Here is a 25,665-nt window from a genome sequence, read left to right as displayed (position 1 = left end):
ATTCGTAATTTTCAAGCGTTTGATGTCTCTATTGGCGAAAGATTTCGGCGATCAGCCGTCATGCCCTCGTTTGTTAATATCGTATGGAAAGGACAGGGGAGGATGTGGAAAATCGCACGGATGGAATGGAAGCTGCTCATGCGCCAACGTTCATCTTATTCGTTTGTGCTGTTATGGGTCATCGTATTGTCGATGTTGTTTCTTATGGCGAAAAATCACGCGGATTTAGCTGGATATACGAATATGACGGGAACGATCGCCAACGTCATTTTGTATCTGTTGCCTTTGTTAATGATGATTGCCGGTTCTTTTGCGATTGCAGGGGAGATGGAAAACGGCCAATGGCGCTTGTTATGCACGTATCCGCTGCCACAGCGTATGTACGTGACGGGAAAATGGCTCGGGCAATGGCTTGGGCAAACAACATTGTTTACGTTCAGTTTTGGCGTGAGTGTGGCGTTAAGTGCTTTGCTTGGAATTGTGATCCCAGTGAAATGGATGACGGTACTCTATAGTTTCTCGTTATTGCTCATAGCTTTGTTTCTCATGTTCGGAGTAGCGATCGGTGCATTTACGTCGACCCGGTGGCAAGCGTTGACCATATCGGTTGGAGTGTGGTTTTTATTCATCATGATTTGGCCGACGTTGTTGATTGCTGTGCTTTCTTTCGTTCCGTACCCGCTCATTGCCCCCTTGCTGCAAGCAGCTACCCTTTTCAATCCGGCTGAGGGGTTGCGTGTGGCGTTTGTCGTTAAATTAGGAGGAAGCGCCATTTTCGGACAAGCGTACGATCATTTGCTTAATTTAGGGGAAAACGGATTCGGTTTGATATGGTTGATCTATGGAGTCGGCTATTTAGGCGTGTTATGGTTGATCGCAACGTGGAAGTTAACGAGGAGGAAACAACGATGACCGGGCTCAAGGTGAAGGGAGTATCAAAAGTATATAAGGAGAAAACCGCGTTGTCTCCGCTGTCCTTTCAGGCCGAGGAAGGGGAATGCATCGTGTTGTGTGGGGGAAACGGTGCGGGGAAAAGCACGCTTCTTTCCATTTTAGCAGGAGTGTTGCCGCCGACAGACGGAACGGTCACCCTTCATGGTGTTTCTTTATGGAGGGAGCGGGAACAATACCTTTCATACATTGGCTACATGCCCGATGAGTTTCAGGCACCACCGATGATGACGGTTTGGGAATTTCTTTCGTATTATGCGTCGTTGCGGAAGGTGCCGTGGGAACAGGTGGAGGAAACGCTTCGTGACATCGGATTAGAGGCGCAAAAACATGAATGGATCAAGCGTTTATCCAAAGGAATGCGGCAGCGGTTATTGTTTGGTCAGTCGTTATTAGGTCATCCAGCGCTTTTGCTTCTTGACGAGCCGACAAATGGTCTCGATCCGTTTTGGATCGACCGGTTCATCGACATTTTAAACCAGCGAAAAAATGAGGGAACGATCATTATATTTTCGACCCATATGATGGATGTAGCTGCGGATGCCGGAGATATGATTCTTTTTATGAAAAACGGAGCGGTTGTTCAGCGAATCAAGGCTACCGATGGCGAATCGAAGGAACAAACGGTATGGCAACTGTTAGCTTTGCATAGAAGATAGTCGAATGGGTTGGCATGATTTATGTTGATGAGGCAAGAGAAGGGGGATGTGTGAGAAATGTCACTGTTCCCCTTCTTCATGAGTGTTATTATACATATGGGGGTATCGGTTTAAGGGGGAGATTGCCCATGGGGGATGGATGAAACGAATGAGGAGGAGGAGCAAAATGAGAAAAATTGTTATTGTCGGCGGAGTGGCAGGGGGAGCGACGGCGGCTACGCGCCTTCGCCGGCTGAGCGAAGAGGATCATATTGTCTTATTTGAACGCGGTGAATACATTTCGTTTGCTAATTGCGGCTTGCCGTATTATATCGGGGGAGTAATTGAAAAGCGAGACAAGCTGCTTGTGCAAACCGCGGACGGGATGGCGAAACGGTTTCGCATCGATGTCCGTACGCTGAGTGAAGTGACCGCTATTCACCGCGACCGCAAAACCGTTTCCGTTCGAAATCGGAAGACGGGAGAAGAATACGAAGAAACATATGATACGTTGATTTTATCGCCGGGAGCGAAGCCGATTGTCCCGCCGATTCCGGGAATCGAAGAGGCGGAGGCATTGTTTACGTTGCGCACAGTGCCGGATACAGACCGCATTAAAGCGTATATTGACGAACAAACACCGCGGCGCGCTGTTGTGATCGGCGGCGGATTTATCGGCGTGGAAATGGTGGAGAATTTAGTCCGACGCGGCATCAAGGTGACCTTGGTCGAACGGTCCAATCAAGTGATGGCACCGGTGGATTATGAAATGGCCGCTATGGTTCATGACCATATGAGGGAACATGGAGTGGAGCTTTTGCTAGAAGATGGGGTGCAAGCGATAGAAGAGCGCGGCCGCCGTGTCGTTTTGACGAGCGGACGTGCGATCGAAACGGATATGATCATTTTGGCCATCGGCGTCCAGCCGGAAAGCTGGCTGGCCAAGGAAGCGGGATTGGAATTAGGGGTTCGCGGCGCGATCAAAGTGAATGAACATTTGCAGACGTCCGACCCGTCGATTTATGCTATTGGCGATGCGGTGGAAGTGAGACATTATATTCATGGGTTTGAAACGTTCGTTCCGCTCGCTTGGCCAGCGAACCGACAAGGGCGGCTTGTTGCCGACCATATCCACGGTTTTGACGTGACATATAGCGGTACGTTGGGAACATCGATTGCGAAAGTATTTGAATTAGCGGTCGCGGCGACAGGCCTGAACGAAAAAATGTTGCGGTCGCTAGGCATTCCGTATGAGGCGATACACATTCATCCGCTTAGCCATGCGGGGTATTACCCGCACGCTGCGCCGATGATGTTCAAATTGATTTTTGACCGCAACAGCGGGCGTATTTACGGCGCACAGGCGGTTGGAAAAGAAGGGGTTGACAAACGGATTGACGTCATCGCCACTGCGATCAAAGGGGGATTGACCGTCCGGGATCTGCCGGACTTGGAACTGGCCTATGCCCCGCCGTTTTCTTCAGCGAAAGACCCGGTGAATATGGCAGGGTACGTCGCGTCGAATATCATGGACGGTCTTGTCGAGACCGTGTCATGGCATGAAATAGATCACATCGTTGCGAAAGGCGGCGTGTTGGTTGATGTGCGCACGAAAGAAGAGATCATGCAGGGCATGGTTCCCGGTTCGATCCACGTGCCGCTCGATGAATTGCGCGATCGTTTGCAAGAGCTTCCTAAAGAGAAAGACATCTATGTCATATGCCAAGCCGGGTTGCGTGGATATATTGCCGTCCGCATTTTGCGGCAGCACGGGTTTCGCGCGATCAACGTCGATGGCGGGTATCGCTTGTATGCTGTTGCCAAACAATAGCAAATAGGACGTCTTGCCGAAAGCGGCAAGACGTTTTTCATTCGAACGACCCGTTTTTTCAGCAAACATTGACAATCAGTTAACAGATGGCTAATATACCTGTAGGGGTAGTTGTAAAACAAGATGCTTTCTCGTTCGAAAGCATCTGATGGCAGGAGTGTCGCATATGGGTGATGTCATTGCCATAGGGCCGTTGCTGATTCGCACAAGTTGGATGATTTGGTTTGCTGCCGGTGTGGGAGGGTATTTATTTTGGTGGGCGGTTTGGACGGGTTCAAGCGAGCAGCGGAGGGCGATAGAGCAATTATTTATAGACGGCGTATCGATCTATATACTTGTATGGAAACTGAGTCCGGCCATTGCAGATCCTTCTTTGTTATGGCGCAATCCGCTCGGCGTGTTATATTTGCCGGGCGGAAGCAAAGGAGTGCTGTGGGGGATGGCTGCGTCGGCGGCCATGATTGTGTTTCGAACTTATCGTCGAAACATTTCCTGGCATGTGGTAGCGAATTCGTTCATTGCTGTTTATTTGGGTGCTCACTTCATATATTATTTGTTTGAGCGGCAATACGGGAAGCTGATGAGTCATTCTTCTCTTTTTTTTCGCCATCCGATCCATTTATATCAATTGCTGCTCTCCGTATTGGTCATGTTGTGGATGATCGGTCGAAGAAAGCCGATTGAAAGAGTAGACGGTCCATATTGGTTTTTCGCTGTATGGGGCGTTGGTCAATGGCTGATTTGGATGATCGCCCGGTAATCGGTGTCTAGAAGGGTGGTGAAAAACGATGATGTTTGTAAAATCGCTGAAGTTCGTCGAGAAACAAACGCCGATTTTATAAGACTTCGCAATTTGAAAAGGTGCGATTTGCCCTAATTTCCCCTTAAATCACCGGCCTTCTAGTGTGAAAGGAAGAAAAGATAGGTAAAAATCGCTAACTGAATGAAAGATTGGGACCATAACGATGCTCGGAATCTTTTGCAGAAAGGGCTTTGGCTGCTGTCTTTGTAAGGCAGCCCAAGCGTGGGGCATGCGGGATCGCTCGGTCCACTTCCCGTCGTGAGAGGGAATGACCCGGAAAGCCCCCACCTCTAAGCGTGAGCGTAGGCGGTGGGAGGATGCCACCGGAATCAAGAAGAAGGGATGTTGATCCATATGTCAGCGATTTTCGCGTTTGTTGCAGGTGCTCTTTCTTTCTTTTCTCCTTGCATTTTTCCGCTTATTCCTGCTTATGTCGCTCATTTGACGGGGACGAAGGTGGCAGAAAACAAAATTCAAGCCCGAAAACAGGAAATTGTTCTTCGCTCCCTTGCTTTTATTGGCGGATTCAGTATCATTTTTGTGCTGATGGGCGCAACGGCAAGCGCGATCGGGCAAATGTTGATTCAATACCGAGGATTGATGGAAAAACTCGCAGGTCTATTTATTATCGTATTTGGGCTGCAAATGGCGGGTGTTCTCTCTTTTCGTCTGCTGATGAAGGAAAAACGTTGGGATACAAGCGCGAATAAAACGAGAGGGTGGCTCAGTTCTGTATTTGTCGGAATGGCGTTCGCCGCGGGTTGGACTCCTTGTGTGGGACTGACACTGTCATCCATTTTGTTGTTGGCGAGTTCAACGGAAACGCTATATAGTGGAATGGCACTTCTCTTGCTTTATTCTCTTGGATTGGGCGTCCCGTTTTTGTTTATTTCTCTCGTCATGACAAAATCATTGCAAATTATCAAAAATGTAAATCGCTGGATTCCGGTGTTGGCGAAAGTGAACGGCTGGTTGCTCGTTGTGCTTGGGGGTTGCTTTATACGGGGCAGATGACGAAAATTAGCGCCTTGTTGTCAAGTTATTCGATCTTTTCGTTTTAAGGTGGAGGAGGAAGGAAAATTGAAAAAAGCAGCCGTGGTATTGGTGCTTCTCGTGTTGACAGGATGGGCGATCTACGATGCGTTTTTACAAAAAAACAACTTTGAGAAAAAAATAGGAGGAATGAGCAACAGCCAAGCAGTTGAAGGACTTGAAGTGGGAAACAGGGCGCCTGATTTTGCATTGCGAACGCTCAACGGAGAAGAAGTGCGACTGTCCGATTTTCGCGGAAAAAAAGTAATTGTGAACATATGGGCAACATGGTGTCCGCCGTGCCGTGCGGAAATGCCGGATATGCAAGCGTTTTATGAAGAATACAAAAATCAAGGAGTAGAAATTGTAGCGGTAAACTTGACTAAATCGGAGAAGAATTCAGAACAGGTGACGCGCTTCATTGAAACGTACGGCATTACATTCACAGTCGTTCTCGATGAAAAAGGAGAAGTATCCCAACGATACCAAGCCCAGGCGATTCCGACAAGCTATGTGATTGATTCAGAGGGAATCATACGGAATAAAATGATTGGACCAATGAGCAAAGATTGGATGATGGAGCAGATGAAACAGATCGATTAAATCAATATGTGGAGGGGATATCGGAGATGGAAAAGGAACAACGACAGACGACGGAGGATTCTAAATACATTCAACAACATTTAGCGAACGAACGGACCTTTCTTGCCTGGATTCGCACGTCGATCGCGGTGGTCGGGATCGCGTTTTTGGTTATCAATTTGCATGAAAAGTCAACGAGTAGCGCATTGTCTACGGTGATTGTCCAATGGATCGGAGTATTGGCGGTCGTTATTTCCATCTGTACCATTATTTTTTCGACTGTTAGTTATGTTATAAAAACGAAACAAATTAATGAGCAGACATTTCGGCCGTCACGTCCGTTAATTTGGTTTTTAGCGGCCTTGTTGTTGTTGATTACCGGATTGTTCGGTTACTATTTTTTTAGCTTGCTTTGATGGCATGGGAAACTTCAACAAGTTTTCGTCCGGCTGGCGGTTAGAGAATCAATGCCCATGAGTGAAAGGATTCAACGCTTCACCAAAGGCTGTGGGTAAAGCGAAGGAGGCAGGCTATTCGCTCCGGTCTTTTGAACAACATACTGTTGCATATTTCATTTGATCGAGGGATAGAAAAATACCCTCTTTCTTTTTTGGGGAATCAAAGAGAATCAGGGAAAACCCTTATGGGTATATGAATGTATGATATATATAATGTAATTAAGTTGGTTAAATAGATTTGAATCCGAATATGAAGGAGTGATTGTAAATGTCTGGTGTGCATCATGTAAAAGTTGCGGTTGTTGGAGCAGGTTCAGCGGGGATTTCGATTGCAGCACGTTTATTAAGAAAAAATCGTGAACTACATGGTCAAGTGCTGCTCATTGATCCATCAGATAAACATTATTATCAACCACTCTGGACACTTGTCGGCGGTGGCGCAGCAAAAGCAGAAGATACCGTACGGGAGCAAGCCTCACTGATTCCAGAAGGGGCAAAGTGGCTCAAAGAAGCTGTCGAAACGTTCTCTCCGGAACACAATCAGTTGAGGACGAAAGAAGGTTCAACAATCCATTACGACTATCTTGTCGTAGCGGCTGGAATTCAAATCAACTGGGAACGCATTAAAGGTCTAAAAGAAACGATTGGAAGGAATGGAGTTTGCAGCAACTATTCCTATGACTATGTCCGGAGCACATGGGAGAACATCCGTCATTTTCGCGGCGGTACAGCCATTTTTACTCAACCAAGCACACCGATCAAATGTGGCGGCGCACCGCAAAAAATCATGTATCTCGCCGATGATTATTTCCGCCAGTCAGGTGTGCGTGACCAAACAAAGATCATGTTTGTTTCAGGGTTGCCTAATATTTTCGCTGTCAAACGATATGCAGATACGCTTGAAGAAGTCATTCAACGAAAAGATATTGAAACCAAGTATCGCGCAGACTTAGTTGAGATTGATGGAGAAGAGAAAAAAGCGACGTTCCAACATTTAGATACCAATGAACGTTTTACGCTAAGTTTTGATATGATTCACGTTACACCTCCGATGGGTCCCCCCGACTTTATTGCGAAAAGTGCATTAGCTGATGCTGATGGATGGGTGGATGTCGATCCGTATACGCTGCAACATAAAACGTACAAAAATGTGTTCGGTTCTGGCGACTGCACGAATTTGCCTACGTCCAAAACGGGAGCGGCCATCCGGAAACAAGCGCCGGTCGTGGCAGAAAACTTGCTTGCGCTCATGCGCGGGAAGCCGTTGCACGCTCGCTATGACGGTTATACATCGTGCCCGCTCGTAACTGGTTACAATCGACTTGTTTTGGCTGAATTTGATTACGATAAAAATCCGCATGAAACGTTTCCATTTGACCAGTCGAAAGAGCGATTCAGCATGTATATCATGAAAAAACACTTATTGCCAATTGTGTATTGGGATGGGATGTTAAAAGGATTGATGTGAAGGAGGGGAGAAGATGTCGCTCGAACCTGTGTTGCAACTACTCGAAAAAGATGAACAACGCGAAGCGCTGCGGTATTTGATTGAAAAGCTCCCAGAACTAAAAAAAGCGATGGAGTCTGCGGAAGACAAACTCGCCTTTGTCCAACATGTCATGAACGATAAGCAATCGCTCGAAGCATTGTTTACCGAGTTCGAGGAAAAAATGGAGCCATTCCGATTGACGGCCGCGCACCTTGAAGCGATGGCAACGCTCATTCAGTTGCTGCCGACACTTGTTCAATGGTTGCAAAAAGCAGAGGAACTCATTTCGTTTTCCGTTAGTGTACTTCGTGACCGTGAGTCGATGACGTATATCGTGGAGGGAGCGAAAGAGATTGTTCCTGTTGAAAAAGGGCTGGCCATTTTAAAAGAGACCCATGAACGTTTTCAGCGCGAACGTGATTCATCTACTGTTTCGCTGTTGCGCATGTATCGGTTGTTAAAACACCCGTTGATCCAAGATGGTGTTAAATATATAGAGACGCTTTTGGATGTTATTCATCAACATCGTTTGTAAGGGGATGTGACATGTTATTTCGTTCATTTTTCAATGAGCAGCTGGCCCACATGTCTTACTTAATTGGTTGCCAGCGGACAGGGGAAGCGATTGTCATCGATCCCGGACGCAACGTAGATCAGTATATCGGCACAGCCAAAAAAGAAGGAATGAGAATTGTTGCAGCCGCTGAAACACATATTCACGCAGATTTTGTCTCCGGTGCCAAAGAATTAGCCAAACGTTGTGGAGCAAAATTGTATTTGTCGGATGAGGGAGATGAAAATTGGAAATATCAATATTTAGATGAGGTTAATCACGAACTTGTGAGAGAAGGAAGTGTCTTTACCGTTGGACATGTCGAATTTAAGGTGCTTCATACACCAGGGCATACACCAGAGCATGTTTCATTCCTTTTAACGGATCGAGGCGGCGGTTCAACTGAGCCGGTGGGCATTTTTACGGGTGATTTTGTGTTCGTTGGGGATGTAGGTCGGCCGGATTTGCTTGAAAAAGCGGCAGGGGTTGTTGGGACAGCAGACGTTGGGGCTCGCCGAATGTTTCAGTCATTGAAAAAATTCAAAGCGCTTCCAGATTACTTGCAAGTATGGCCGGCGCACGGGGCGGGAAGCGCTTGTGGAAAGGCGCTTGGCGCTGTTCCTTTTTCAACGGTTGGATATGAAAAGCGAACCAATTGGGCGCTAAAAATTGAAGATGAGGAAGAGTTTGTAAAGCAATTGCTTGCAGGGCAACCGGAGCCGCCAAAATATTTTGCCATGATGAAACAAGTGAATAAAATGGGTCCTGAATATTTGAATGAAGAAGAAGTGCCAGCATTGTCAACGCGTGAGCAACTCGACGAGTATCGAGCAAATGGAGCATTTATTTTAGATATTCGTCCTTCTCGAGAGTTTGCGAATGCACATTATGCAGGATCCATCAACATTCCGTTTAACAAATCATTTACAAACTGGGCAGGTTGGTTGATTAACGATGACCAAGACATTGTATTGATCGCAAGTCAAGAAGATGTACAAGCGATTCGCAAAGCCCTTGCTTATATTGGGTTGGACCGCATTGTTGCCTACATTGAACCAATCGTTGCATTAAGCGGTGAAGTAGAGAGATATGAAGAAATTGATGTGCAACAATTGCGGCAATATTTACAAGACGAGCATTATCACCTTATTGATGTGCGCAATCAAGCAGAATGGGACGAAGGATATATTGAAGGGGCCCAACATATTATGCTCGGCGCGCTTGTGGATCGTTTAAACGAGATTCCAGCGGGAAAAACGTACATTGTTCAATGTCAATCAGGTGCACGCTCAGCAATTGGCGCCAGTATCTTACAAGCAAAAGGGGTAAAACAGGTGCTGAATTTAAAAGGTGGGTATTTAGCGTGGGTGCGAGAAAAATTTCCAATTGTCAGAAAAGCATGAGGACTGATTTCATCAGTCCTTTCTTTCGATTTTTTCTTTTTCAACCTCTAATAGGGGAATGAAGGTAAAAATGAGATTTTTGGATAGAATTTTTACTTACATTCAAGACGGGATCATTGTAATGGACCATGAGCGAACAATTGTCGAAATGAATCCGGCTGCTAAACGACTCACTGGATGGCGGCTTGGCGAAAAAGTTCCATATTGCTCGTTTTGTCAAAAGCGTGATGTACGTCAAGGCGAAGAGCGGTGCTATTTAATTTCTACCGAAGAAGTGCCGTATTTTTTATCTGAAATGCCAACTTATCATGGACACTTAATTGATGTAGAAATGAGCACAGCGCTTATCCTTGAGCAAGACGGTGCAAAATATTATTTGCTTGTACTTCGTGACCAAACGGCGAAGAAAAAAGAAGAAGAAGTGCTGCATTCCAAATGGATGGTGAAAAAACTAACAGAGGCAAAAGAGGAAGAACATAAACGTCTCGCACAAGAATTGCACGATGGTGTCGGTCAATCGCTCTACAGCATTTCTATTGCTTTAGATAATATCATACAACATATACAGGATGAAAAGTTGCACGCATATGTCAAAGAGGTGCGGGAAGAACTTGGCCGTGTCATGGAGGATGTGAAGCTATATGCGCAACAACTTCGTCCAAAAAGTTTAGACGCACTTGGGCTCGTTCCGACTATTCAATCCCTTATTCATTCTTTTCAATCAAAAATGCCAAATATGTCGTTTTCTCTTCAAACGAATGTATACATGCGTTTGTCACCAACAGTGGAAATTAATCTTTACCGTGTCATTCAAGAAGCATTGCACAATGTCATGAAGCACTCAAAGGCAACAGATGTATGTATAACCATCGAGCGAGTGGGGCAAGAATTACATGTATCTATTAAAGATAACGGAGTCGGTTTCGAGGTTGAAGAAAAACGCGAAGGGCTTGGCTTAAAACATATTCAAGAGCGTATTTCTCATTTAGGTGGAGAAACAATCATTACGTCTTCACCAATGAAAGGAACAACGATTTTTGTATGTGTGCCGATCGAAGGGGGTGAAGAGGATGAAAGTGTTAATCGTCGATGATCATGATTTAATTCGCAAAGGCATTCGTCTACTTCTCGAAGGATTTCCAGATGTTGAAGTCGTTGGAGAAGCAAGCAACGGTTGTGATGCGATTACGCTCGCGTTGAAGCATCATCCTGATGTTGTGTTGCTGGACCTTTCTATGCCGACAGGACTTGACGGATTTACAACTGCAAAAACAATCATGGATGAACTGGATACCAAAATCGTTGTTTTAACCATGCACGATGAAGAAATATATGTGCAAAAAGCCCTTCAACATAACATTCATGGCTACTTGCTAAAAAATAGCCAAACGAACGATTTGTACAAAGCATTGAAGGCGGTATGTCGAGGAGAACGGTTTTACCGTACACATATTCCACAAGAGAAACTAGAAAAAATAATCATGGAAAAAGAACCGAGATCTCCTCTTACAAATCGTGAACGGGAAATTGTTCGGTTGACATTTTTGGGATATACCAATAATCAAATTGCGAACAAATTAAAAATCAGTCCTAAAACAGTTGAAAGCCATAAAGCGAACATTATGCAGAAGCTTGGAATTAAGGAAAAACATCAGCTCATTCAATACGCTTTAAAAAATCAGATTGCAGATTTAGTATAATTCTCACATTTCCCACTCTGAGTAAAAATTCGAAATAAGCCCGATTTGACCGACTAAAAATTAATGATTTTACAATTTTTATATAAAAATTATTTTATGCGCATATCCGGGGTTGTTTTTTGTATATTATGAAAATGTCGGGGAATGTGCGATAATTTATAAATTTTAGTAATTATTCTATGCATGTGATTGGAGATCAAGGGGATGATTCTTTGTTGAATATATAAATATAGTGCGAAAGAAGCGGTCAGTGTGTGTATAATAAAGGCGAAAGAGGGTGTCCCGATCCTTTTGGGACATCCCCTCTCTTGAGAGGTGAAAGGAATGTCTAAAAAAAACGGGATCAAGGAAAATTTATATCAATTTATTTTATTAGTCGTTACCAATTTCTTTGTTGGATCAATGGTGGGGATCGAACGGACGGTTCTACCGTTATTAGGTGAGGAACAGTTTGGTTTGGCTTCTACAAGCGCAGCCCTTTCCTTTATCGTTAGTTTTGGCTTTTCGAAGGCGATTGTAAATTATTTTGCAGGGCAAATTGCTGATAAGTTTGGCAGGAAAAGGGTTCTCTTGTTAGGTTGGGCCGTTGGTTTATTTGTACCGATTCTCACTATTTTCGCACATGCATGGTGGGTAATTGTATTTGCAAATATTTTGTTAGGTATTAACCAAGGACTGACTTGGTCAATGACAGTTAATATGAAGATAGACATTTCCAAAGCGAGCCAAAGAGGAACAGCAGTAGGTTTAAATGAATTCGCGGGATATTCTGGTGTGGCAATAATGGCTGCAGTATCAGGTTATGTTGCTTCTTCCTACTCATTAAGACCAGAACCATTTTATTTAGGGATCGGTATTGTCATTATTGGAATTTTATTATCTTTAATTGTAAAGGATACTGGGCAACATTTAAAGATTCAAATTCGAGATCATGCTACAAAAAATGAAAGCATTAATAATTTATCATCCAAAGAGGTATTTAACTTAACAACATGGAAAGATAAAAACCTTTCTAGTATTAGTTTTTCTGGATTGGCAACGAATTTGAAGGATGGGATGGCTTGGGGGCTATTTCCTTTATATTTTACTACTGTAGGTTTAAGTGTTAGCCAAACAGGTACAATAGTAGCTGTATATCCAGCAGCATGGGGATTTTTTCAGTTGTTTACGGGAGTATTGAGTGATAAAGTCGGAAGGAAAAAATTAATTACCTATGGAATGTGGACACAAGCATTTGCCTTTTGGTTTATCTTATTTGTTAACAGTTTTTCTTTATGGATTTTAGGTGCTATTCTTTTAGGTTTGGGTACAGCAATGGTTTATCCGACCTTGCAGGCAGCAATTGGTGATGTTGCGTCACCTAACTGGCGTGCATCTTCAATGGGAGTGTACCGTTTTTGGAGGGATAGTGGTTATGCGTTCGGGGCGTTAATTGCTGGAATAATAGCAGATTTATTAGGAGTTACATGGGCAATCGGGATCGTGGCCTTGCTCCCCTTTCTTGCTGGAGTCTATTCACGTATGCGGCTGGATGAAACTTTGAAAACAGTGGCAAAGTGATGTCATGCCCGTTCGAAAGAAAAGCTCAGCAACTTTCCTGAAAGGTAAGTCGCCATGTCCGCGACATCTTCCTGATTGACCAGGCGGTTGTGGTGGTGAATATGCATCTGAATCGATGACAGTTGGGCAGAGACAGAAAAGAAAATGGCGGCATATGTTTTTTTGAAGTCCGGCTTGATTCTGTAGAAACATGTCCGTGATATTCGCTTTCGTTACAGGAGCGCTTTCTTTCTTTTCCCCTTGCATTTTCCTCCCTTGTTCCTGCCTATGTTGTTCATTTGACAGGCACTCCAATAAGAGAAAACAGAATCTGGGTCGGAAAACGGGAGATCCTCATGCGCTCTTTTGTGTTATTTGTACGAGAAGACGACAGCAAGCGCATTGTCTGCGGCCATTGTCCAATTGATCGGAGCATTAGCTGTGGTCATTTCCATCTGCACGATTGTGTTTTCCACTATTAGTTATGTCATGAAGACCAAACAAATTAATGAACAAACGTTCCGGCCGTCGCGCCCGCTTATTTGGTTTTTGGCTTCTCTGTTGCTGCTGATCACCGGATTGTTTGGATATTATTTTTTTACCTTGCTTTAATAGCGGCTTTTTGGCCGCTTTCTATTATCCTGAACCGAGAAGACACCCGCTTCCACGTGTGAGCATTGGTGTGCGTGGAGGACTTGCGCGTTAGGAACATGCAAAAGAATCGCAAACTAGCCATGTCAAGACAAGGTGCGGTTGCGGTCGATAAGCATATATATATTTATCATGATGCCAGCGCCGAAGCTTTGTTGATTCAACGGGGGATGGTCATGTTTATCCACATTGTTCAACCTGGAGATACGCTTTTTTCAATCAGCAGGCGATACGATTATCCGCTGGAAAGTCTGCGCCTTGTCAATGGCTTAGTTGAAACGAATATTGTTCCTGGTCAAGCTTTGCTTGTTCCTAGCTATACGTATACAGTGCAGCCAGGAGACACGCTAAGCGCCATTGCACAGAAAGCATTTGTAACGGTCGAACAGTTGCGGGCAGCCAATCCGGCGGTGGATCCGTACAGGATGTATCCGGGAATGAAAATTTATATTCCTGATATTTCCTGGTATCAGGCTATAACGTTAGCCTATTACATTCTCCGCGAACCGAACTTAGATCGGACGTTCGTGCGAGATTTTGCCCCGTATTCATCGTACATTGCCCTGTTCGAATATCACTTTGCCCCTAATGGCGACATTGTCACTACGCGGGATGACGCCGCAGCGATTGAAACAGCATGGCAAAACCGCGTCACACCCATTGCGGTAGTGACGAACCTAACATCAGAAGGATTTAGTGCGAGACTGGCAAGCCAAGTGCTGAACAATCCGGAAGCAAGGGCGAACTTGGTTGAGAACATCTTTTATTTAGTATCACGGAAAGGCTATGGTGGCGTCAATATTGACTTCGAGCAGGTTCGCGGAGAGGATCGTGATTTGTTTACGGGTTTTTTGCGCCAGTTGCGCGATCGGTTAAAACCGGCTGGGTATGTTTTGACGATCGCCGTTCCAGCGAAAACGAGCGAGGAGATCCCTTGGCTCAGGGGCTACGATTACGGCGGCATTGGTGCTGTCGTCGACTATATGTTTATTATGGCGTACGATTGGCACCATTTAACAAGTGAACCTGGTCCAGTCGCTCCTATTAGTGAGGTGAGATCGACGCTTCAGTTTGCCGTCGAGCGCGTCCCCCGAAAAAAAATCTTGCTCGGACTCCCTTTATATGGATACGATTGGATCATTCCGTACCAGCCTGGGACATTGGCGGAGGCCCTCTCCAACCAAGAGGCGGTTTTAACCGCCATGCGTTACCAATCGCCGATTCAATATTCGTTTCAATATGAATCCCCCTTTTTTCGATATACGGATGAACTTGGAAACATTCATGAGGTATGGTTTGAAGATGTCAGAAGCATAGGGCAGAAAATGAAATTGGCCCGCCAATTTCAGATTGCGGGCATCGGTGCATGGGAGTTGGGGCTGCGATTTGCGCCAGGCCCATGGTTGGTGCGAAAGTTTTTTACTGTTCGGAAAGTATAAGAAACACCCATTTCCGTTGGTTGTCTAGTCAGCGGGGAAATCGGGAAAATGGATGCTTCCCGCTTCATTTGAAGTGGGAAGCATTTTTTGGAAGCTGGCTGAAAAGTCGTTGCATAGGATTTTGCGTTTTTTTGTTGACAAGAAAACAATGATGCGATAGTATGATTATTGAAATACATATACACGTATATGTATAATACAGCGTGTATATGTGTATAAAATATTATGAGGGTATCAAAATATAATAGCGACATACGTGAAGGAGGTTGTTGTCATGAAAGTAGCGATTATTGCAGCAAACGGCGGGTTGTTTGATGCGTACAAGGTGTTCAACATCGCGACGGCCGCTGCGGCGGCAGACGCGGAGGTCGGGGTGTTCTTTACGTTTGAGGGGTTGAATCTCATCCATAAAGAAGCGCACAAACAATTGCCGATTCCGGAAGGGAAAGAACATTTTCAACAAGGGTTCCAAAAAGCGAACGTTCCATCGATTGCCGAATTGCTTCAAATGGCGCAAGAGATGGGTGTGAAGCTGATCGCTTGCCAAATGACGATGGATGTCATGGGGCTTGACAAAGACCAATTCGTCGATGGCATTGAGGTGGCGGGGGCGGCGACGTTCCTGCAGTTTGCGAAAGACGCTGATATTACATTGGCTTTCTAAGAAGGAGAGAGGAGGAAAGAGAAGATGGCACAAGTCACGGTCTATACAACAACGACATGCCCGTATTGCGTCATGGCGAAAAACTTTTTGCGCGCCCAAGGGATTCCGTTTAAGGAAGTGAATGTCGAGCTCGATCCGGAAGCGGCGCGGAGGCTGGTGGAAACGACCGGGCAAATGGGCGTGCCGCAAATCGAGATTAACGGCCGTTGGGTGCTCGGGTATGATCCGGATGCCATTATGGCATTGTGGAATCAGGCGAATCATCGTTGAGAATAACGGACCCTTGACGAAACTATGAGATCAGGAGGGGATATCGTTGGCAAAAACGATTTCGGTTAAAGAAATCGCCAATAAGATCATTCGCGGTGAGGAGCTGTTCATTGTGGACGCTCGCAACCCCGAAGATTTTGCCGATTGGCGGATTGAAGGGAGACATGTCGAGGTCGTCAATATTCCGTATTTTGAAGTGTTGGATGGCATTGAACCATATTTGGACCGTTTGCCAAAAGATAAAAGCAAAACGATTTATGCCGTTTGCGCGAAGGGCGGCTCGTCGGAGTTTGTAGCTGAACAGCTGGAAGCGGCGGGCTATACGGACGTTTATTCGATTGAAGGCGGCATGAAGGCGTGGAGCGAGCATTTGGAACCAGTGAAAATCGGCGAGCTGAAAAGCGGAGGGACGATTTACCAATTCGTCCGCCTTGGCAAAGGGTGTCTCTCGTATCTCGTCGAATCGAACGGCGAGGGGGCATTGATCGATACGAACCGCATGACGGATGCGTACGTCCGTTTTGCGAACGAACACGGCATTACCATCAAGCATGTGCTCGATACGCACTTGCATGCCGACCATATTTCCGGCGGGCGCAAGTTGGCGGAAGAACTGGGGGCAACGTATTACTTGCCGCCGAAAGACGCGGAAGAAGTGACGTTTACGTATACACCGATTCAAGACGGCGACCGCATCCGCGTCGGCCATGTCGTGATTGAAGCGTTGTATTCACCGGGGCATACGATCGGCAGCACATCGTTTATTGTGGACGATCAATATTTGTTAACAGGTGATATTTTGTTCATCGACTCGATCGGTCGTCCGGATTTGGCTGGGAAAGCGCAAGATTGGGTTAGTGATTTGCGGAAAACGTTATACGACCGCTACAAACGGTTGGCTGATGATTTGGTTGTTTTGCCAGCACATTATATGGGGCCAAAGGAAATGAATGAGGACGGCAGTGTCGCCGAACGGCTCGGTGTGCTTTATAAACGGAACCACGGTTTGAATATTTCAGAAGATGAAGAGTTTCGCCGCACTGTCACCGAAAATTTGCCGCCGCAGCCGAATGCTTACAAGGAAATTCGGCAGACGAATATGGGGAAACTCAATCCGACAGAAGAAGAGCAGAGAGAGATGGAAATCGGTCCAAACCGTTGCGCCGTTCGGTAAAGAGAGAAAGCCGGCGTTTGCTTCAAGCCGGCTTTTTCTTTTTCGGTTGTGGCGGGCTGGCGGTGTTCGCGGAAGTTGTTTGAAAACGGCCAGCATGCGTATTATACTATGATCGAAGTGATGGAATAGGAGGCAGAAAGATGGCAGGACACCGTTTTCAGTATGAACACGCGGATCGATTGCTCGATCCGAAGCGCAAGGAATGGATTGACCCGCAACAGGCGATTTCGATGTTGTCCGTGAAACCGGATGACACGGTCGTCGATCTTGGCGCCGGGAATGGTTATTTCACGATTCCTCTCGCGCAGGCGACAAACGGAAAAGTGTACGCGGTCGATGTGCAGCCAGAAATGATTGAATTGCTAAAACAGCGGGCCGAGAAACTAGCGATCACCAACATCGAATATCGGGTGGCGGATGTCGCTTCGACCGCCTTGCCTTCGCATTCGGTGGACAAAGGGATCATGGCATTTGTCTTTCATGAGGTGGAACAAAAAGAAGCCGCCCTTGACGAAATTCGCCGTGTGATGAGGCCAAACGGGCAGTTTCTGTTGATCGAATGGGAGGCGATGGAAAGCGAAATGGGGCCGCCGCTCCATGAGCGGATTCCGTCGGATGAACTGTTTTCCTATGTGAAACAAAAGGCGGGCAACGTGGAACTTGTCCGTTTTCACCCGGCTGTCTATGGTCTTTTGATTCGCTGGGAATAACCAATTGTTGAGGAAAATATTTCTTATTGTCATTATACCGTATAGGGTATATAATGATCGTGCATAGGGTGAATAGAGGGGGTGAACCGTTGATCGTTAGCAGTTTGTTATTCTTTCTCATTCTTTTGGGCGCAGCGTTGTATCGACGCTACTATCCTGTCAAACATATCCCATGCCTTCCGGTAGAAGAGGTGCCGGACGGCTTGCTTCTTCTTGACTTGCGCGATTATAATGAAAGCAACGGCTCCATATTTGGCCAAGCGTTGCATATTCCGGTGGCGTATTTGAAACGGCATGCGCGGGATATTCCGCCAAAGCCGCTTCATATCATCGTTCAGGATGACATCGAAAAAAACGTCGGCATCCGCCTGTTGCGCCGCTATGGCTATGAGGTGAACAGCTATTCGATCACGGCTTGCGATTGTCAAGAAAGGGGGCGAACGAGCCGATGGAATATAACAAAGAGATCAAAAACCGCTTAAAACGGATTGAAGGACAAATTAAAGGCGTCCTTGGCATGATGGAACAAGGGAAAGACTGCAAGAGCGTCGTTTCCCAGCTGTCGGCGGCGCGCAATGCCATTGACCGCGCCATTGCCGTCATCGTCAGCACCAATTTGGAACATTGTCTTCGTGAAAGCATGGAAAAAGGGGAAAGCACAGACAGTCTTGTCAAAGAAGCAGTGGAACTGCTTGTGAAAAGCCGTTAATGCGTTGCTCAACAAAAAGGTGTTGACAACGTTCTTTTTCTTGTAGTAATATACCCATAGGGTAATGGTAATAAAAATCTGTTGTGAAGGAGGTCATCATCATGAACGTAGCGAAAGTATTGGATGCGAAAGGATTGGCTTGCCCGATGCCGGTGGTGAGAGCCAAAAAAGCGATGGACGAATTGCAATCGGGAGAAGTGCTGGAAGTGCAAACGACCGATAAAGGGGCGAAAAACGATTTGCCGGCATGGGCGAAAGCGAGCGGCCATACGGTCATTGAGATGAAAGAGGAAAACGGTGTGTTGACGTTCTGGATTCAAAAAGGATAATTTTTTAGGTTTTAATATACCCATATATGTATATTTAGAGAGGAGGCAGCCAGATGACACAGCCGAAGAAAAAGACGACGATCATTTTGTTCAGCGGCGACTATGACAAGGCGATGGCGGCTTACATCATCGCCAACGGCGCCGCTGCCTACGACCATGACGTGACGATCTTTCATACGTTCTGGGGCTCAACGCCTTGCGGAAAGAGGCGCCGGTTCCGGTGCAAAAAGGGTTTCTTGAAAAGATGTTCGCGAAAATGATGCCGCGCGGCGCGGACCGCATGGGGCTGTCGCGCATGAATTTTGCTGGCATCGGCCCGAAGTTGATCAAAAAGGTGATCAAAAAGCATAACGCCATGCCGCTTCCGCAATTGATCGAGATGGCGAAGGAGCAAGGCGTGAAACTCGTCGCTTGCCAAATGACAGTCGATTTGCTTGGGCTGAAGCCGGAGGAATTGATCGATGGCGTTGAGTTTGCCGGCGTTGCCGCGTATTTGGCTGATGCGTCGGAAGGAAATGTGAACTTATTCATTTAATCAAATGAGGGAATCCTATGTCGCAAATGATCCTCAACATCATCCTGTTTGTTTTGCTTGTCTGGTTTCTCACCAGCCGCTTCATCCCGCCGAAAGGGGTGCGGATGATGACGGCGGCGGAATTGAAACGCCGGTTGAAAGAACCCGGGGTGCAATATATTGATGTGCGCACCCCTTTGGAGTTTCAGTCTTACCATCTGCCAGGGTTTCGGAACATCCCGCTGCACGAATTGACAGCACGCGTTCACGAACTATCCAAAGAAAAAGAAGTGATTGTCATTTGCCAAAGCGGGATGCGAAGCCAAAAAGCGAGCAAATTGTTAAAGAAAATGGGATTTCAGCACGTGACGAACGTCAAAGGCGGCCTAAACGCCTGGCAGTAGAGGAGGATGATGATGAAAACAATCACACCGAAAGAGGTAGAAGAACGGCTTCGCGCTGGAGAATCGCTTCATATCATCGATGTGCGCGAGCCGGAGGAAGTCGCTGCAGGCAAAATTCCAGGAGCGGTCAACATTCCGCTCGGTTTGATCGAGTTTCGCATGCATGAATTGGACAAAAAAGAGGAATACATTCTCGTCTGCCGTTCCGGCGGGCGGAGCGGCCGTGCGGCGGAGTTTCTTGACAGCCGCGGTTACCGCGTCATCAACATGACAGGCGGCATGCTCGCCTGGGAAGGGCCTGTCGAATAAGCCGTAAGGAGGGATTCGTTCATGATTAAAGTTGATATGACCGTTGATGCGAAAGGACTGTCCTGCCCGATGCCGATCGTTCGAACGAAAAAGGCGATCAATGAATTGCAGCCGGGGCAAGTGCTGGAAGTGCAGGCGACGGATAAGGGATCCAAAGCCGATATCAAAGCATGGGCGGAAAGCACAGGGCATCAATATTTAGGAACAATTGAAGAAAATGGGGTTTTGAAACATTATATCCGCAAGTCAGCGGAAAATGAAACACGCAAAGAAACGACATTCCCTCATGTCGTATCGAATGAAGAGTTGCAAGAAAAACTTCACGATCCCGATTCGTTTGTCTTGGATGTCCGCGAACCGGCGGAGTATGCGTTTGGCCATATTCCGGGCGCCGTTTCGATTCCGCTTGGGGAGCTTGAAAATCGGATGGCCGAACTTCCGAAAGACAAAACGATTTATGTCGTGTGCCGCACAGGGACGCGGAGCGATTTGGCCGCGCAAAAGCTGGCCGAAAACGGATTTGACCGTGTGCGCAACGTCATTCCAGGCATGTCGCAATGGAACGGGCCGCTTGATTCCGCTCAATCGTAATGAGCGGCCTTTTTCAACAATCAAATATACATTGGGGGTATGTTAATATGGTGAAAGAAATGACCGTGCAACAGATGACGGAAAAGGTGTTGAACAAAGAATCGCTGTTCATCTTGGACGTCCGCAACGAAAGCGATTTTCGCGATTGGAAAATCGAAGGGGAAAACTTTGACTATTTGAATGTGCCGTATTTTGAGTTGATCGACGGGGTGGACGCGATTGTTGACCGTCTTCCGAAAGACCAAGACATTGTCGTGGTGTGCGCGAAGGGCGGATCGGCGGCGTTTGTCGCCGAACAGCTGACGGAAGCCGGGTTTGACAACGTTTATACGCTCGCTGGCGGGATGCAGGCGTGGAGTGAGCATCTCCATCAAGCGAAAGTATACGAAGATGATCAGTTGAAAATTTACCAATTCATCCGCGTCGGCAAAGGATGCCTGTCGTATATGGTCATCTCCGGAAGCGAAGCGCTTGTCATCGATCCGTTGCGGTTTATCGATGTGTACGAACAAGTGGCCCAACAAGAAGGGGTGACGATCACGCATATCGTGGACTCGCACTTGCATGCCGACCATCTTTCCGGCGGCAAGGCGCTGGCCGAGCGGACCGGAGCTGCGTACTACTTGATGAAAAGCGAGGGAGCGGTGTTTGATTTCGAGCCGCTCGAGCAGCATGACACGATCGATTTCGAAAACGTTCATTTGGAAGTGTTGGCGGTGAAAACGCCGGGGCATACGCCAGGCAGCGTCTCGTTCTTTGTCAACGGCAAATGGCTGTTCTCGGGTGACACGATCTTTGTCGGCGGTCTCGGGCGGCCGGATCTCGGCGGCAAGGTGGCGGAATGGGCGGCGGATTTGTATGACACCGTGTACGAAAAAGTCGCAGCCATGGCGGATGATGTGATCGTCTTGCCGGCTCACTACGCGAACTTAGATGAAGAAATCAACGCGGAGGGGTATGTCGGCGATACGTTAGGCCGCATCCGCGCCCGCAATGAGATGATGCAAAACAAACCAAAAGACGAATTTATCGATCTTGTCATCCAAAGCGCCAATACGGAGACTCCGCCGAACTTTGAAGACATTGTCGCCATCAACCGCGGGCTCAAAACCGTGGATATCGAAACAGAGCGGGAGCTTGAGATCGGCCCGAACCGCTGTGCGCTGCATCATGCCCATGCCTAAAGAAGCGGCACAGATTGACAGGGGCGGGGGCGTGCCCCGTCCTTTTTGAAACCAAAAGGGAGGAATGATCGATGGATGTTTCGCTCGCGTTTCTCATTGTCATCTTTTTAATCGGTTTTGTCGGTTCGTTTATTTCTGGGATGGTGGGATCGGCGGGTCGATTATTAAATATCCGATGCTTCTGTATCTTCCGCCGTTGTTTGGGCTGGCGGCGTTCAGCGCTCATGAAGTGTCGGGAATCAGCGCGGTGCAAGTGTTTTTCGCCACGATCGGCGGCGTGTGGGCGTATCGAAAAAGCGGTTACTTGAATAAATCGCTCATTTTGTATATGGGGATAAGCATTTTGGTCGGCAGTTTTGTCGGCGGCTATGGCTCGAAGCTGATGAGTGAGGGAACGATTAACGTCGTTTACGGCATCTTGGCGGCATTGGCGGCCATCATGATGTTTGTGCCGAAAAAAGGGATCGATGACATTCCGCTTGACCAAGTGACGTTCAACAAAGGGATGGCGGCCGCCTTGGCGTTTCTGATCGGCGTCGGGTCCGGCATCGTCGGGGCGGCGGGGGCGTTTTTGCTTGTGCCAGTCATGCTCGTGGTCCTGAAAATCCCGACGCGAATGACGATCGCCACCTCTTTGGCCATTACGTTCATTTCCTCCATTGGCTCGACGTTCGGGAAAATCGCCACCGGCCAAGTCGATTACATCCCAGCGCTCATCATGGTCGTCGCGAGCTTGCTTGCCTCTCCGTTAGGAGCGAAAGCGGGGCAAAAAATGAACACGAAAGTGCTGCAAGTCATCCTTGCCGTGTTGATTTTGGCGACGGCGGTGAAAATTTGGGTGGATATTTTATGATCGAAGCGCTTGAAAGGCGACGGGTCACGGGAAAAGACATGTGAACGCTGGAACTGATCATGTGTCGCCGTCCGTTTTCTGCGTGATGGTGAGCGATCGATTTGGGCATGCTAAACAACGGGAAAACATAACGAAGGGAAGAAGGAACGATGTTCCATTACACGGTTGACGTGCCCACAGGCATGGACGAAACGATCGAGCGTTTGGAAGAGAACTTGAAACAAGAAGGATTTGGCGTGCTCTGGCGGTTCAGCGTGACCGAGAAGCTGCAAGAAAAGGGGCTTGATTTTTCCACGCCGATGGTCATTTTAGAAGTGTGCAACCCGCAAGAAGCGGCTCGGGTGTTAAATGAAAACGTGTTGGTCGGTTACTTTTTGCCGTGCAAACTCGTCCTCTATCAAGAGAACGGCACAACGAAAATCGGCATGCCGAAGCCGACAATGCTTGTTGGCATGGTGAACGAGCCGGCGTTGAAGGAAATCGCGGAAGATATTGAGAAAAGGTTGGTCGCCTGCATTGACCAATGCCGTCAGTGAAAAGGAAAAAGGTGTCCCGCGTGAGGGGCACCTTTTGGTTGTGCACATATACACGGCAGGCAGGTTTGCAGAAAGAAAAGCGCTCTTTTCCCTTCTCCGCCGCTTCTTGATCGATGATCCAAAAGGAGAATCACATAGGGGCTGATTGTTGAAAAGCCCATCCTTTCTACAAATTCCCTTGCCCCGCTGCTTTTTTTGTTTTTGCCCGTTTTTTGGCTGAGCGCGGTTGTTTCTCTGTTTCCAGCTCGCGATGCACAATCCGGTCGGGATCCAACCCATTGCCGAGCGTGCCGTACACATGGCCTTGCTTCGGCTCGATGAGCTCGTTGTGCTCGTAGTAGACGCGCGGCGTTTTCCAAAGGGCGGCCAACGCTTTTCCCATCGGCATTTCGTGGTAGCGGTCGGGCCACATTTGTTTGATGTGTTTTTTCACGAGCGGGTAGTACTTCGAGCTCATCGCAGGAAAGAGATGATGTTCAGTATGGTGCGAAAAGTGAAAGTGGAGGATATCCACCCACTTTGGCACGGTGACCGACAAACTGTTCGCCAACGGATCGTTGACCGGCACTAACGGATTGAGACGGTGGTTGGTTGAGATATAGCTCATGACGATCGTGTTGGCGACGAGCAGCGGAAGCAAAAAGGCGAAAAACCATTTCTCCCAGCCGACCAGCCATAACAGCCCGAGCCATGTCGCCCAAGGCAAGAAAAATTGAAACAGGACAACCGCGCGGTTCTTCTGGCGAAAGTCTTTGAAAAAGTAAAACAGCATCCGGATCGAGTGAAGGGTAAACATCACCGACAAGGAGCTAAACGCGAAAAACGCGCGAATCGGAAATGGGATGCGGTATACCCAAGAGAGCAGGCGGCTTTTCGCTAACTTTTCCATGCTTGGCCACGCGTCCGGGTCTTTTTCTTCATGCTGGGTATGCACATGGTGGCTGGCGTTATGCCATTTTCTCCACAACTTCGGACCGGTGCAAAGCGGCCAAAAGGCGATTGCGCCGAGAAGATCGCGCAGCCAAGGTGTACGGACGACGGTGCCGTGCAAAATTTCATGTCCTAAAAATCCTAACGCCGCAAAACTGAAACCAAGCACAACAGAGATGAGGAGGTTCCATACCGGGTGAAGATGAAAAAGTGATACAGCGAGGATGCCGGCGATGACGAGCCCTACATAAGCCAGACCTCCAAACAAGCGGGACTTCACAGGTTGAAACGCTTTTTTCGGCAAATGCGGGGCCATTTTTGCCGCGTACCAGCCGAACGGGTGAAAATCATTCATTCAGTGATCTCCTTTCAAACTACTCTCCGTTTGACAAGCAGCGGCAAGGCCATTCACACACTCTTGGTCGCAACGAAGACCTTATTTCATAAGGTGATCCCAAAAGCTGTCCTCTATGCCGAAATGATGTGGAGGGGCGAGAAAAGCTCTTGGTCACTATAAAAATTATTGTAACATCTTTTGGATCGTCCTGTCTATAGGCTTGATGGAAAAATACCAAATTTGGGCATGATGGCAATGCTTCCAGAAGAACAGGCTAGACGCTTGAGCAGGCGGCCGGCTAAAACATCATGATCAATGTCCCGATGGTAATGAGCAACACCCCGATCACCACTTTCGCGGACAGCGGTTCGCCGAGAAACATCGCCGCAAACAAAATCGTCAGCACCAAGCTTGATTTGTCAATGGCTGATACGCGCGAGACATCGCCGATTTGGATCGCTTTGTAGAAACAAAGCCATGACAATCCGGTCGCCGCTCCGGATAAGCATAAAAACCACCAGCTTTTCGTCGAAATGGTTTTTAGGCCGTGATGAGCCCCTGTCATCCAGACGATCATCCATGCGAGCACGAGCACGACAATGGTGCGAATGGCGGTCGCTAGATGGGAGTTCACGTTCTCAATGCCGATTTTCGCCAGCACCGATGTCAGCGCCGCAAACACCGCCGCCAAAACGGCATACACGATCCACATGGGCATCCCTTCGCTTTCATTTGAGAATTCTTCTCATCTATTATACTACGAGAAGGGAGAACATTTCACCATTTTTCCATTCGTTTGTTATAATGGAGGGCAAGCGCCACTTTTGCGAGCTGGGCGTTAAGATGAGCACAAATCCCCCTCGTTCTGATGAAGTGCGCCAATGGTTCGCACCGTTTGTGATCGAAGAACCCGACAGCTATCAGAATAAAAAGGAAGCGTTGCAGAACAAGAGCAGATGGAGTCAGGCGCTGGCGTGCGGAGAGAAGAGGGCGGACATTTCCAACTTTCCACTAGCCCCTGCTTCTGTCGGAACACCGTTTTTCCAGCCGCTTTTGGCATGACGAAAGAAAGAGGGATGAGTG

General features: G+C 47.3%; 30 protein-coding genes and 3 pseudogenes. 30 read left to right on the top strand and 3 right to left on the bottom strand.

Annotation, left to right across the window (positions count from 1 at the left end; genetic code table 11):
• Positions 1-102 precede the first annotated feature (102 nt).
• The 13 genes from A0V43_RS08155 (at position 103) to A0V43_RS08095 (ending at position 12,999) form a co-directional block, all read left to right on the top strand.
• The gene (locus tag A0V43_RS08155; RefSeq protein WP_063192863.1) at positions 103-912 is read left to right on the top strand and encodes an ABC transporter permease; all 810 of its coding nucleotides are present in this window, start codon (positions 103-105) and stop codon (positions 910-912) included.
• A complete protein-coding gene (locus A0V43_RS08150; protein WP_063192862.1) occupies positions 909-1,610 on the top strand; it encodes an ABC transporter ATP-binding protein in 702 nt (233 codons plus the stop codon). Before A0V43_RS08155 ends, A0V43_RS08150 begins: the two co-directional genes overlap by 4 nt.
• 166 nt (positions 1,611-1,776) lie before the next feature.
• Entirely contained in the window at positions 1,777-3,420 is a 1,644-nt protein-coding gene (gene cdr, locus A0V43_RS08145) for a CoA-disulfide reductase (protein ID WP_063192861.1), read from the top strand.
• 166 nt (positions 3,421-3,586) lie between these two features.
• Positions 3,587-4,180: a hypothetical protein gene (locus A0V43_RS08140; protein ID WP_063192860.1), complete on the top strand. Its 594-nt coding sequence runs from the start codon at positions 3,587-3,589 to the stop codon at positions 4,178-4,180.
• A 396-nt stretch (positions 4,181-4,576) separates the two neighbouring features.
• Positions 4,577-5,236, top strand: a complete 660-nt coding sequence (locus tag A0V43_RS08135) for a cytochrome c biogenesis CcdA family protein (protein WP_335339939.1) — start codon at positions 4,577-4,579, stop codon at positions 5,234-5,236.
• Between the two features lie 66 nt (positions 5,237-5,302).
• A complete protein-coding gene (locus tag A0V43_RS08130) occupies positions 5,303-5,857 on the top strand; it encodes a TlpA disulfide reductase family protein (protein WP_063192859.1) in 555 nt (184 codons plus the stop codon).
• A gap of 26 nt (positions 5,858-5,883) precedes the next feature.
• The gene (locus A0V43_RS08125; protein WP_063192858.1) at positions 5,884-6,252 is read left to right on the top strand and encodes a YidH family protein; all 369 of its coding nucleotides are present in this window, start codon (positions 5,884-5,886) and stop codon (positions 6,250-6,252) included.
• 310 nt (positions 6,253-6,562) lie between these two features.
• Positions 6,563-7,762 (top strand): FAD/NAD(P)-binding oxidoreductase, encoded by a 1,200-nt coding sequence (locus A0V43_RS08120; protein WP_063192857.1) that lies wholly within the window; start codon positions 6,563-6,565, stop codon positions 7,760-7,762.
• 13 nt (positions 7,763-7,775) lie between these two features.
• Complete coding sequence (locus A0V43_RS08115; RefSeq protein WP_063192856.1) at positions 7,776-8,318, top strand: hypothetical protein; 543 nt, start codon at positions 7,776-7,778, stop codon at positions 8,316-8,318.
• A gap of 11 nt (positions 8,319-8,329) precedes the next feature.
• Positions 8,330-9,739, top strand: coding sequence for an MBL fold metallo-hydrolase (locus tag A0V43_RS08110; RefSeq protein ID WP_063192855.1), 1,410 nt, complete (start codon positions 8,330-8,332; stop codon positions 9,737-9,739).
• Positions 9,740-9,809: 70 nt separating this feature from the next.
• The gene (locus tag A0V43_RS08105; RefSeq protein ID WP_063193838.1) at positions 9,810-10,832 is read left to right on the top strand and encodes a PAS domain-containing sensor histidine kinase; all 1,023 of its coding nucleotides are present in this window, start codon (positions 9,810-9,812) and stop codon (positions 10,830-10,832) included.
• On the top strand, positions 10,810-11,439 hold the full coding sequence (locus A0V43_RS08100; protein WP_063192854.1) for a response regulator: 630 nt from the start codon (positions 10,810-10,812) through the stop codon (positions 11,437-11,439). The genes A0V43_RS08105 and A0V43_RS08100 overlap by 23 nt, the downstream gene beginning before the upstream one ends.
• A 324-nt stretch (positions 11,440-11,763) precedes the next feature.
• Positions 11,764-12,999 carry an MFS transporter gene (locus A0V43_RS08095; RefSeq protein ID WP_063192853.1) on the top strand — a complete coding sequence of 412 codons (1,236 nt, stop codon included), beginning with the start codon at positions 11,764-11,766 and terminating at the stop codon, positions 12,997-12,999.
• Positions 13,000-13,004: 5 nt separating this feature from the next.
• On the opposite strand, the pseudogene A0V43_RS20415 reads toward A0V43_RS08095, so the two are convergent.
• Positions 13,005-13,202 (bottom strand): annotated as a pseudogene (locus A0V43_RS20415) (hypothetical protein); the annotation flags it as partial.
• A gap of 178 nt (positions 13,203-13,380) precedes the next feature.
• Here A0V43_RS20415 and A0V43_RS08090 point away from each other — a divergent pair.
• The 16 genes and pseudogenes from A0V43_RS08090 to A0V43_RS08015 all read left to right on the top strand — a co-directional run bounded on the left by A0V43_RS08090 (position 13,381) and on the right by A0V43_RS08015 (position 23,315).
• Entirely contained in the window at positions 13,381-13,590 is a 210-nt protein-coding gene (locus tag A0V43_RS08090; protein ID WP_236930994.1) for a hypothetical protein, read from the top strand.
• A 215-nt stretch (positions 13,591-13,805) separates the two neighbouring features.
• The gene (locus tag A0V43_RS08085; protein WP_063193837.1) at positions 13,806-15,068 is read left to right on the top strand and encodes a glycoside hydrolase family 18 protein; all 1,263 of its coding nucleotides are present in this window, start codon (positions 13,806-13,808) and stop codon (positions 15,066-15,068) included.
• A gap of 274 nt (positions 15,069-15,342) precedes the next feature.
• Entirely contained in the window at positions 15,343-15,732 is a 390-nt protein-coding gene (locus tag A0V43_RS08080) for a DsrE/DsrF/DrsH-like family protein (protein WP_011231562.1), read from the top strand.
• Positions 15,733-15,756: 24 nt separating this feature from the next.
• Positions 15,757-16,002 (top strand): glutaredoxin family protein, encoded by a 246-nt coding sequence (locus tag A0V43_RS08075; RefSeq protein ID WP_013145011.1) that lies wholly within the window; start codon positions 15,757-15,759, stop codon positions 16,000-16,002.
• Between the two features lie 46 nt (positions 16,003-16,048).
• A complete protein-coding gene (locus A0V43_RS08070) occupies positions 16,049-17,176 on the top strand; it encodes an MBL fold metallo-hydrolase (RefSeq protein WP_063192852.1) in 1,128 nt (375 codons plus the stop codon).
• A 140-nt stretch (positions 17,177-17,316) separates the two neighbouring features.
• Positions 17,317-17,886 (top strand): class I SAM-dependent methyltransferase, encoded by a 570-nt coding sequence (locus tag A0V43_RS08065; protein ID WP_063192851.1) that lies wholly within the window; start codon positions 17,317-17,319, stop codon positions 17,884-17,886.
• Between the two features lie 89 nt (positions 17,887-17,975).
• A complete protein-coding gene (locus tag A0V43_RS08060) occupies positions 17,976-18,368 on the top strand; it encodes a hypothetical protein (protein WP_033012386.1) in 393 nt (130 codons plus the stop codon).
• Entirely contained in the window at positions 18,335-18,595 is a 261-nt protein-coding gene (locus tag A0V43_RS08055; protein ID WP_013145015.1) for a metal-sensitive transcriptional regulator, read from the top strand. The genes A0V43_RS08060 and A0V43_RS08055 overlap by 34 nt, the downstream gene beginning before the upstream one ends.
• A 101-nt stretch (positions 18,596-18,696) precedes the next feature.
• Positions 18,697-18,924, top strand: coding sequence for a sulfurtransferase TusA family protein (locus A0V43_RS08050; RefSeq protein ID WP_063192850.1), 228 nt, complete (start codon positions 18,697-18,699; stop codon positions 18,922-18,924).
• 53 nt (positions 18,925-18,977) lie between these two features.
• Positions 18,978-19,393, top strand: a pseudogene (locus A0V43_RS08045) (DsrE/DsrF/DrsH-like family protein); the annotation flags it as partial.
• A gap of 83 nt (positions 19,394-19,476) precedes the next feature.
• Positions 19,477-19,842, top strand: coding sequence for a rhodanese-like domain-containing protein (locus A0V43_RS08040; RefSeq protein ID WP_063192849.1), 366 nt, complete (start codon positions 19,477-19,479; stop codon positions 19,840-19,842).
• 12 nt (positions 19,843-19,854) lie between these two features.
• Positions 19,855-20,151 carry a rhodanese-like domain-containing protein gene (locus A0V43_RS08035; protein ID WP_063192848.1) on the top strand — a complete coding sequence of 99 codons (297 nt, stop codon included), beginning with the start codon at positions 19,855-19,857 and terminating at the stop codon, positions 20,149-20,151.
• A gap of 21 nt (positions 20,152-20,172) precedes the next feature.
• Positions 20,173-20,742 carry a sulfurtransferase TusA family protein gene (locus A0V43_RS08030; protein WP_063192847.1) on the top strand — a complete coding sequence of 190 codons (570 nt, stop codon included), beginning with the start codon at positions 20,173-20,175 and terminating at the stop codon, positions 20,740-20,742.
• A gap of 47 nt (positions 20,743-20,789) precedes the next feature.
• Complete coding sequence (locus A0V43_RS08025) at positions 20,790-21,926, top strand: MBL fold metallo-hydrolase (protein ID WP_063192846.1); 1,137 nt, start codon at positions 20,790-20,792, stop codon at positions 21,924-21,926.
• Positions 21,927-21,997: 71 nt separating this feature from the next.
• Positions 21,998-22,779 (top strand): annotated as a pseudogene (locus A0V43_RS08020) (sulfite exporter TauE/SafE family protein).
• A gap of 149 nt (positions 22,780-22,928) precedes the next feature.
• Entirely contained in the window at positions 22,929-23,315 is a 387-nt protein-coding gene (locus A0V43_RS08015) for a DUF302 domain-containing protein (RefSeq protein ID WP_063192845.1), read from the top strand.
• Positions 23,316-23,481: 166 nt separating this feature from the next.
• On the opposite strand, the gene A0V43_RS08010 is transcribed toward A0V43_RS08015, so the two are convergent.
• Both A0V43_RS08010 and A0V43_RS08005 read right to left on the bottom strand, forming a co-directional pair.
• Positions 23,482-24,600: a Delta(10) desaturase DesB gene (locus A0V43_RS08010; protein WP_063192844.1), complete on the bottom strand. Its 1,119-nt coding sequence runs from the start codon at positions 24,598-24,600 to the stop codon at positions 23,482-23,484.
• Between the two features lie 280 nt (positions 24,601-24,880).
• Positions 24,881-25,294: an EamA family transporter gene (locus A0V43_RS08005; RefSeq protein ID WP_063192843.1), complete on the bottom strand. Its 414-nt coding sequence runs from the start codon at positions 25,292-25,294 to the stop codon at positions 24,881-24,883.
• Positions 25,295-25,425: 131 nt separating this feature from the next.
• Between A0V43_RS08005 and A0V43_RS08000 the strand changes: the two genes are divergently transcribed.
• A complete protein-coding gene (locus A0V43_RS08000) occupies positions 25,426-25,644 on the top strand; it encodes a hypothetical protein (RefSeq protein ID WP_128578000.1) in 219 nt (72 codons plus the stop codon).
• Positions 25,645-25,665: the final 21 nt, after the last annotated feature.

The organism is Geobacillus sp. JS12 (assembly GCF_001592395.1).
GTDB lineage: Bacteria > Bacillota > Bacilli > Bacillales > Anoxybacillaceae > Geobacillus > Geobacillus zalihae.
Note: the sequence above shows the minus strand (reverse complement) of the source record. Positions and strands in the feature narration are given on the sequence as shown.

What these genes read in the sequence shown, in the direction of transcription:
- A0V43_RS08140 (WP_063192860.1), top strand. Translation starts at nt 3,587, where the DNA reads ATGGGTGATGTCATTGCCATAGGGCCGTTGCTGATTCGCACAAGTTGG.
- A0V43_RS08010 (WP_063192844.1), bottom strand. Translation starts at nt 24,600, where the DNA reads ATGAATGATTTTCACCCGTTCGGCTGGTACGCGGCAAAAATGGCCCCG.
- A0V43_RS08115 (WP_063192856.1), top strand. Translation starts at nt 7,776, where the DNA reads ATGTCGCTCGAACCTGTGTTGCAACTACTCGAAAAAGATGAACAACGC.
- A0V43_RS08105 (WP_063193838.1), top strand. Translation starts at nt 9,810, where the DNA reads ATGAGATTTTTGGATAGAATTTTTACTTACATTCAAGACGGGATCATT.
- A0V43_RS08015 (WP_063192845.1), top strand. Translation starts at nt 22,929, where the DNA reads ATGTTCCATTACACGGTTGACGTGCCCACAGGCATGGACGAAACGATC.
- A0V43_RS08100 (WP_063192854.1), top strand. Translation starts at nt 10,810, where the DNA reads ATGAAAGTGTTAATCGTCGATGATCATGATTTAATTCGCAAAGGCATT.
- A0V43_RS08025 (WP_063192846.1), top strand. Translation starts at nt 20,790, where the DNA reads ATGGTGAAAGAAATGACCGTGCAACAGATGACGGAAAAGGTGTTGAAC.
- A0V43_RS08000 (WP_128578000.1), top strand. Translation starts at nt 25,426, where the DNA reads ATGAGCACAAATCCCCCTCGTTCTGATGAAGTGCGCCAATGGTTCGCA.
- A0V43_RS08120 (WP_063192857.1), top strand. Translation starts at nt 6,563, where the DNA reads ATGTCTGGTGTGCATCATGTAAAAGTTGCGGTTGTTGGAGCAGGTTCA.
- A0V43_RS08065 (WP_063192851.1), top strand. Translation starts at nt 17,317, where the DNA reads ATGGCAGGACACCGTTTTCAGTATGAACACGCGGATCGATTGCTCGAT.
- A0V43_RS08085 (WP_063193837.1), top strand. Translation starts at nt 13,806, where the DNA reads ATGTTTATCCACATTGTTCAACCTGGAGATACGCTTTTTTCAATCAGC.
- A0V43_RS08035 (WP_063192848.1), top strand. Translation starts at nt 19,855, where the DNA reads ATGAAAACAATCACACCGAAAGAGGTAGAAGAACGGCTTCGCGCTGGA.
- A0V43_RS08040 (WP_063192849.1), top strand. Translation starts at nt 19,477, where the DNA reads ATGTCGCAAATGATCCTCAACATCATCCTGTTTGTTTTGCTTGTCTGG.
- A0V43_RS08095 (WP_063192853.1), top strand. Translation starts at nt 11,764, where the DNA reads ATGTCTAAAAAAAACGGGATCAAGGAAAATTTATATCAATTTATTTTA.
- A0V43_RS08075 (WP_013145011.1), top strand. Translation starts at nt 15,757, where the DNA reads ATGGCACAAGTCACGGTCTATACAACAACGACATGCCCGTATTGCGTC.
- A0V43_RS08150 (WP_063192862.1), top strand. Translation starts at nt 909, where the DNA reads ATGACCGGGCTCAAGGTGAAGGGAGTATCAAAAGTATATAAGGAGAAA.
- A0V43_RS08080 (WP_011231562.1), top strand. Translation starts at nt 15,343, where the DNA reads ATGAAAGTAGCGATTATTGCAGCAAACGGCGGGTTGTTTGATGCGTAC.
- A0V43_RS08030 (WP_063192847.1), top strand. Translation starts at nt 20,173, where the DNA reads ATGATTAAAGTTGATATGACCGTTGATGCGAAAGGACTGTCCTGCCCG.
- A0V43_RS08005 (WP_063192843.1), bottom strand. Translation starts at nt 25,294, where the DNA reads ATGTGGATCGTGTATGCCGTTTTGGCGGCGGTGTTTGCGGCGCTGACA.
- A0V43_RS08055 (WP_013145015.1), top strand. Translation starts at nt 18,335, where the DNA reads ATGGAATATAACAAAGAGATCAAAAACCGCTTAAAACGGATTGAAGGA.
- cdr (WP_063192861.1), top strand. Translation starts at nt 1,777, where the DNA reads ATGAGAAAAATTGTTATTGTCGGCGGAGTGGCAGGGGGAGCGACGGCG.
- A0V43_RS08155 (WP_063192863.1), top strand. Translation starts at nt 103, where the DNA reads ATGTGGAAAATCGCACGGATGGAATGGAAGCTGCTCATGCGCCAACGT.
- A0V43_RS08050 (WP_063192850.1), top strand. Translation starts at nt 18,697, where the DNA reads ATGAACGTAGCGAAAGTATTGGATGCGAAAGGATTGGCTTGCCCGATG.
- A0V43_RS08110 (WP_063192855.1), top strand. Translation starts at nt 8,330, where the DNA reads ATGTTATTTCGTTCATTTTTCAATGAGCAGCTGGCCCACATGTCTTAC.
- A0V43_RS08125 (WP_063192858.1), top strand. Translation starts at nt 5,884, where the DNA reads ATGGAAAAGGAACAACGACAGACGACGGAGGATTCTAAATACATTCAA.
- A0V43_RS08135 (WP_335339939.1), top strand. Translation starts at nt 4,577, where the DNA reads ATGTCAGCGATTTTCGCGTTTGTTGCAGGTGCTCTTTCTTTCTTTTCT.